The organism is Thermoplasmata archaeon, from assembly GCA_035532555.1.
In the GTDB taxonomy this organism is placed as follows: Archaea; Thermoplasmatota; Thermoplasmata; order Lutacidiplasmatales; family UBA184; genus Lutacidiplasma.
On the sequence record DATKQS010000007.1, the window covers coordinates 1 to 6884 of the forward strand.

The following is a 6884-nucleotide window of genomic DNA, read 5'->3' on the forward strand; positions in this document are numbered from 1 at the left end:
GGGAATACGTCGGCGACCCCCGGAGGTTCGGACGACGCGGAGCCGGCCGTCCCGGTCCATCTGCTGGATCGTGCGGACCGTGAGCCCGAGACGGCGGGCGACCTCCCGGGGCCGGAGCAGGATATCCACAAATATGGGATATAGATGGCCCTATTTCTACTCTTTATCGTTAACTGCTAAAGCCCTCGCCGGAGCTTTCGGGAACTCGCGCCCGTGGATGCGCACCGATGGGCCACTCACGCCTCGCGCCAGCGCGCCTTGAAGCTCGCCAGGATGAAAAGTCCCGCCGTGAAGGCGATGAGGATGCCCCAGTCGAGCGCGGCCGTACTCCAGGTGATGGGAATGAGGCCCATCGCGCTCTGAACGAGGCTCGCGGCGTACGTGGTGGGCGACACCAGGGCCACGTACTGGGCCCACGGAGGGAGCGCGCTGAGAGGATAGTAGACCGGCGGGATCACCGTCAGTCCCAGGGAGATCAGGGGGCTGAACATGAACGTCTCTCGGACGTCCTCGAACCACGTCGCGAGGGTGAAGGCGAGCGCGCTCGCGAAGGCCCAGACGAGCAGGAGCGCCCCCGCGAGGATGAAAGCGTGGAGCGCCGTCGCCGCGCCGGTCACGAACCAGAGCCCGAGGAAGAGCAGCATTCCGGGCGTGGAGTACACGAGCTCGGAGAGCGCCATCCCAGCGACGTAGGTCGGCGCCTCGACCGGCGACGCTACGACGATATCCTGGAACTTCAGATCGTGGCGGTAATGCGTGAGATCCGACTGGAGACCGGTGCCCACGCTGAGCATCGTGAGGATCATCCCTCCGCCGATCCCGTACGCGAGCAGGACGCCACCGGACGCGATCGTGATGAAGAACAAGAAGGCGAGCGGAGAGGCCAGGAGGTTCACGAGGTAGAGCGGCTGCGTGCGGATCGGGATGAGCCCGTTGAGCTCGATGAGCGTCAGGACCGAGCGTAGGCGGTGGCGTTCGCTCATGCGGCCTCCGCGCCCTCGGCGAGCGGTTCATCCTGCTCGATCGGGCGGCCCACGACCTCGAGGAAGACGTCCTCCAGGGTCACCGGTCCCATCGAGACGCGGTGGCCCCGCTCGAGCGCCCAACGCGCGAGCTCGCGCGCATCGGCCTCCCGCGCGAAGACGAGGAACCCGCCCTCGATCGCGCTGACACGTCCGTACGGCTCGAGCTCGGACAGGAGCGCCGAGCCCTGCACGGAGACCCGGTAGGGCAATCGGACGCGCGCCCGGAGCTCCGCCGCCGTCCCCTCGAGGAGCATCTGGCCCTTATCGATGAGGGCGATCCGAGAGGAGAGCGCTTCCGCCTCGTCCAAGTAGTGGGTCGTTAGGAGGATCGTCCGGTGCTCGCGACTCGCGCGGCGGATCGCTTCCCAAACCTGACGCCGGGCCAGAGGATCCAGCCCGGTGGTCGGTTCGTCCAGGAACAACAGATCGGCGTCGGAGGCGAGCACCATCGCAACGAGGGCGCGGCGCCGCAGACCCCCGGAGAGGCGCGAGACCTGACGTTTGCGGTACTCCCAGAGGGAGAGCTCCTCGAGCGCGGCCTTCGTGCGCTGCCGGGCCTCCAGCGGGTCGATTCCGCGCAGCTTCAGGTAGAGGTACACGACCTCTTCCGTGTTCAGGAAGTACAACGGGCGGGACTCCTGGGGTACGCAGGCGACGCGCGCGCGGATCGCCCGCTCCTCCCGGAGGATGGGATGGCCGAGAACGTACATCTCGCCCGAGCTCGGAGTGAGCTGGGTGGCGGCGATCCGGATGAACGTCGTCTTCCCGGCACCGTTCTGCCCGATCAGCCCGTAGATCTTCCCGGCGGGTACGGTCAGCGACAGATTGGCGAGCGCGGCGACCCCGGGCGGTGCCTTGGGGTAGCGTTTGCCGATGCCGATCGCACGGATCGCCGGTTCGCTGGACATGCAAGCGCCTGAGGTGCCTCGAGGGAGGGGGCCGTGAGGCCTAGCTCAGGACCTCGGCGAGGCGGTGCTCTTCGGTCGCGCGGCGGATCTCCTGGGCGATCCGGCGGCCCGTGGAGAGGCCCGGTTCGATCATCTCGGAGTACGGGCTTCCCGAGATGAACAGGTTCGTCCCGGCGACGATGCGTGTCGAGATCTCGAAGACCTTGAACTGGAGGTCCTCGGTCATGATCCCTTCGACGCAAAAGGGGCCCACCATCCCTCCGAACAGCTCGATCGACCGCTCCACGATCCGCGCCCCGACGTCGAAGATCTGGGGCAGGAGGGACTCGCGCAGCATCACCGGCACGTTGCCCGTGACGACGAACGTCGGTCGGATTCCCGCGCGCTGAAGTTCCTCCTGCGATCCCAATTTGTACAGCTCGTCGATGTTCGCCTCGTCTCGTCGATCCATCCCCAGAAGCTCGAGCGACCCGGAGCCGACCCGGTAGCCGCGGTCGGACAACGGCGAGTAGAAGAAGTGGACGTAGTAGCGCGTTCCGAGCACGTACTCCTGGATGACGTACGGGCCCGTCGGGTGGAACGCCTCGGTGTCCGCTCGGTTCTTGGCGAGGAAGAATCCCTTGCCGCCCTTCGCTCCGTAGTACTTGATGATCACCGGCCGGTCGATGTCACGGAGCTCCTCGAAGCGCAGCGGCATGAGCACCCCGGCGGACTCGAGCCAGTCACGTTCCTTGCGTCGGTCGGATTCCCAGCCGATCACCGCGCGATTGCCGAACACCGGAACATCGAGCGCGACGAACCGCTCGGGCCCCAGGTACTCCACGAACGATCCGTGGGGGATCAGGATCGCTCCCTCCTCGCGTAGGGTTGCCGCCGAGTTCGGCAGTTCGGAGACCTTCGGGATCGACAGGAAACGGTCCGGGCGGCCGAGCGGGAAAGCGTCGTAGAACTTCGGTGGGTTTCCCGCAGTGATCCCGAGCGTCGGGAATCCCTCACGGCGCGCGCCGTGGAAAATCTGGAGGGAAGAGTGCGAACACAGGGTGGCGATGGTAGGGGTGCGCCCCTCGATAGAGCGCAGGCGGGCCGGGGGTGCGAGGTGGACTCCCATAGGGAAGCCTACCGGGAAGCCCAAATATCCTTTGCGAGGAGCCGGCCGGTCGGCTCAGTCGGCGCGAGAGCTCTCTTCGAGCTCCCAGTACCACTTCACCCGACGGGTGCCGGCATCGGCGACCCGTCGGCGGATCTCGGGATCGATCGAGGGGTCCCGGACGATGCGCCGGACCTCCTCGGGCCGGCCCGAGGTCAAGCGGTCGCGGATCCCGGCGCGTTGGAGGATCGGCCCGATCCGCTCCGGGGGATACTGCCAGCTCTCCTCCTTGTGCCGTATCGCGATCGCTCCGGAGCCGGGGACGCGATGGACCCCGAGGTCCACCGCTGACCGATGGAGATCCTCCGCCGTCCGCTCGAGCTCGCCCGCGACCCGCTCTTCTTCGGTTCGCAACTGGACGAACCGGTCGACGAGCGCCCGGAGACGTTCCTGCTCCTGCGCTGGGACCATGCGGAATTCCGGGCAACGGGACTGGAACTCGCATCGCGCGCACTGTCGCCCCGGAGTGGGATCGAACGCCTGGGCGTGGATCCCATCCGTCACCGCTCCGAGCCGATCGTAGAGAAGTTCGAGGGTCTCCTTCGGGCGTCGCGACACTTTGAGCGGCGTGAGGGAGCGGAGATGGTACAGGGTCAGCTCCTCGACCGGGTCGGAGTAGTTCTTCTCGACGAGGACCTGGTAGAGCGAAAGTTGGTCGGACTCGCGTGCGTCCTCGGCCCGCAGCTCGCGCGAGGTCTTGTAATCGAGGACGGCGAGCCCCCCTCCCGGCGCCCGATCGATTCGATCGATGTATCCGTGGATTGGGATCCCGTCCCAGGATGCTTCGAGGTGTTGCTCCACCGCCACCGGGCGAGGCGGGTCCCGGCGCATCTGCGCGTAGAATCCTCGGAGCATCTCGGCTCCGAGGGCTCGGTACCGGGCTTCCTCCTCGGGGGACGTGTAGCCCTCGTTGAGCCACTCCCGATCGTAGATCGCGAAGAGCTCCTCCTCCGAGAGCCCCGCGGGTCCCGTCACCGTCGGCGCGGAGGGATGCCAGTCATCGAGCGTGCGTTGCGATTCGGCCTCTCCGGATCGCCGCGCCCCGGGCACGACCAGCGGTCGCACGATCGTCTCGAGGACGGAGTGGATGGTCCGGCCGAACGAGAAGTAGCCCCGGGGAGCCTCGGTGAGCCGGTCGATGTACAGGAACTTCCAGCGTAGCGGGCACTCGAGGTACGCCCTCGAGGACGAGTAGCTGAGCGTCGGAACCGTTGCCACCACGGCCTCAGCCCCCGAGACGTTCATCTCGTTATGGGGCTCGCATCCCGGGGAAGCCCTGCCGAGCGCGCGGACGGGTCTACTGACCCGCGACGGTGGCGTTCCCTTCCACCGGGGGAAGGGTCCCCGGGAGGACCAGGTTCGCCCGGGCCTGGGGGTTCGCGAGGTTCTTGGGGAGCCCCAACAGGTCGAGGAGTTCTTTGTAGTGATTGCGGATCGTCACCGGTGTGACGTTCGCCACCGCCGCGATCCGGTCCTGGCTCCGTGGCTCGCCCATCAGGTTCGACGCGATGTAGATAATCGTCGCGAGGATTCCGTTCGGGAGCACCCCGCTCGTCGAGTACACTTGTTCGACCTGCTCGAGGAGCTCGAGCACCTTCGCCCGGACCTCCTTGGAGAGGTTGAGATCCTGCGTGAAGCGCACGAGGTAGTCCCGCGGCTCGACCGGCTTCAACCCGAGCTTGAGCTCGCGTGCGAGCAGCGTGTAGGCGCGTCCGACCTCGATCTTGGTCGCTTTGGAGTGCGCGATGATCTCCTTCATCGTTCGCGGAACGTGGCACTGACGGCACGCGGCGTAGACGCTCGCAGCCACGAGCGCGACGATCTTCTTTCCGCGCGTGGCCTTGTGTTCGAGGGCCCGCCGGTAGATGTACGTCGCGGACTCTTTCACCTCACGGGAGAGGCCGAGGACTCCTGCGAGCCGGTTGAGCTCGCCGAGCGCGACGACCAAGTTGCGCTGGTGGGTTCGTGCGGCCCGGAGCCGGTGGTTGAGCTTGCGCAGATGGTAGAACTTGAGGGACGTGTTGCGGGAGAGGCTGTTGCCCTGGAAGTCCCGCGTCGGCACGCCGATCTCGCTGAAGAGACCCTTGTCGGGCATCAACGGTGAGATGACGGGTCCCCAGCCGCGGGCCTCGCGCCCGGTGTCCTCCTTTCCGCCACGCTGGCCACGGTCGCTGACCAGCGCGCTCTGGTCAACCACGAGGCCGCAGTCCGCGCAAACGATCTCGCCGCGGATCTCGTCACGGATGAGGTGGGAGGAACCGCAGTTCGGGCATGTGTCGGAGGAAGGCGCGGAGGATGCACCGGGCGCATTGTGCCCCGAGGCGAGCGTTTTGGGGACGAGCGCCTTCGGCACGGTGACCTTCGAGGTCGGGGCCTTGGCTGTGGTGGGCTTCGAAGCTACAGTTCGGGAGGCCGTGGGACGAGAGCGATGCGATGCTGGGGTCGATGCAGTAGCCGTCATGGTTCCAAGATTGAGTAACGATGGCCCGGTATAAATACGTTCAGACGTTTTATGTAACTCTTGTCCAAACACGCCCTACACCGTGCCGTGTTGTAACACGGCTCTAAGCACCCCTCCCAAGCGCTGAGCCGTTCTCACGCGGGCCGGGACTTTCTCGGGGCGGGTTGTCCGCTGGGGCGAGTAGAGGGCCGGAGCTCGCGGGGCAGGAAGGTGAAGAGCTGTTCATTGTCCCGGAAGGGCACAGGGTCTCGCACAAGCCGGTGCGCGCCGACCGAGGCGGTGGTATCGGGGATGGGCACGAAGCTCAACTCCTCGAATCCCGCCGCTTGGAACCAGCCGCGGACGGTTGGAGTCAGGTCGGGTTCGAAGCGTCCTCGCGTCCAGATCACCACCGCACCCCCGGCGCAGAGTTCGGGGAGGTGGTCGATTGTACGCTTGATATCCTCATCCAGGATGTTACCGAAGATCCCGCATGCAAGCACGAGATCGGCAGGCACGGCGCCCACGTACGATCGCGTGTTCGAAGCGTCGTCCTTCACGAAGACGATGCCCCTCAGGCCCAGACGCGCTACGCTCTCGCGGCCCGATGCCACCAGTTGAGGCTCCAGCTCGATGAGGCGCGCTTCGACCTCCTTCGCCCGGGGGTGGGTCGCGAGGACGCCGAGCAGATCACGGCCGTCGCCGGCGCACAGACTGAGGACACGCACGGGGCCGGGTGGAGCCTGGTCCAACGCCTCCGCGACCCGGCTCTGCACGACTTTCAGGCGCCTCGCGTTCGGCTGATCTCGGTCGTATCCCGCGTGCCACTCTACCCATTCACTCGTCATGATCCGGCGTCCCGACCCGTTGCGTTCTGTTCCGCCTCGTTCGGCGCTCGAGATCGAACTCGCACCGTCAATGCCCACCTCACTCGCCTGCCTCCGACGGGATCGACATGCGCGCCGGGGACGGGATCCTCAACCACGACGAGCCCTCTGGACCGAGTCGCGGCGGAGGAACTTCGGCGCCTCGACCACCTCCCCGGTCGAAAGGGTGGCGAGGTGGGTGAGGCCGAGGTCCACTCCGACCGGGGCCTCGGCCGACGTGGCCGGCGCGGGAGCCGGGTCCGCAATCTCGTAGGTGAGGACGGCATACCAGCGGTCCCCCTCGCGCTTGACCGTGACCGTTTTGACCCTGCCCTCCGGCGGCAGACGATGAACCTTGATGGGAAGTTCCCCCACCGTGGACAGGCGAAACCGCCACGTCCCGTTCCGACCGGGAACGAGGGCTCCGGACCCGTTCGAGTCCGGGTAGCACATGGAAGTGATCTCGCGTTTGAAGCGCGGGAACCCGGGCTGGCCCCC

The 6884-nt window shown here is 66.7% G+C and carries 7 protein-coding genes; all 7 read right to left on the bottom strand.

All coding sequences use genetic code 11. The features are described from left to right. Nucleotides 1-236 precede the first annotated feature (236 nt). Entirely contained in the window at nucleotides 237-983 is a 747-nt protein-coding gene (locus VMV28_01710) for an ABC transporter permease (GenBank protein ID HUZ79325.1), read from the bottom strand. Next, nucleotides 980-1933, bottom strand: coding sequence for an ABC transporter ATP-binding protein (locus VMV28_01715; protein HUZ79326.1), 954 nt, complete (start codon nucleotides 1931-1933; stop codon nucleotides 980-982). The genes VMV28_01710 and VMV28_01715 overlap by 4 nt, the downstream gene beginning before the upstream one ends. A 40-nt stretch (nucleotides 1934-1973) precedes the next feature. Further along, nucleotides 1974-3041: a formate--phosphoribosylaminoimidazolecarboxamide ligase gene (locus tag VMV28_01720; protein HUZ79327.1), complete on the bottom strand. Its 1068-nt coding sequence runs from the start codon at nucleotides 3039-3041 to the stop codon at nucleotides 1974-1976. A 54-nt stretch (nucleotides 3042-3095) separates the two neighbouring features. Further along, a complete protein-coding gene (locus tag VMV28_01725) occupies nucleotides 3096-4298 on the bottom strand; it encodes a PD-(D/E)XK nuclease family protein (GenBank protein ID HUZ79328.1) in 1203 nt (400 codons plus the stop codon). Between the two features lie 79 nt (nucleotides 4299-4377). After that, nucleotides 4378-5541, bottom strand: coding sequence for a TFIIB-type zinc ribbon-containing protein (locus VMV28_01730; protein HUZ79329.1), 1164 nt, complete (start codon nucleotides 5539-5541; stop codon nucleotides 4378-4380). Nucleotides 5542-5675: 134 nt separating this feature from the next. Then, nucleotides 5676-6368 carry a class I SAM-dependent methyltransferase family protein gene (locus VMV28_01735; GenBank protein ID HUZ79330.1) on the bottom strand — a complete coding sequence of 231 codons (693 nt, stop codon included), beginning with the start codon at nucleotides 6366-6368 and terminating at the stop codon, nucleotides 5676-5678. 129 nt (nucleotides 6369-6497) lie between these two features. After that, a partial coding sequence (locus VMV28_01740; GenBank protein ID HUZ79331.1) for a transposase occupies nucleotides 6498-6884 on the bottom strand: 387 nt, incomplete at its 5' end.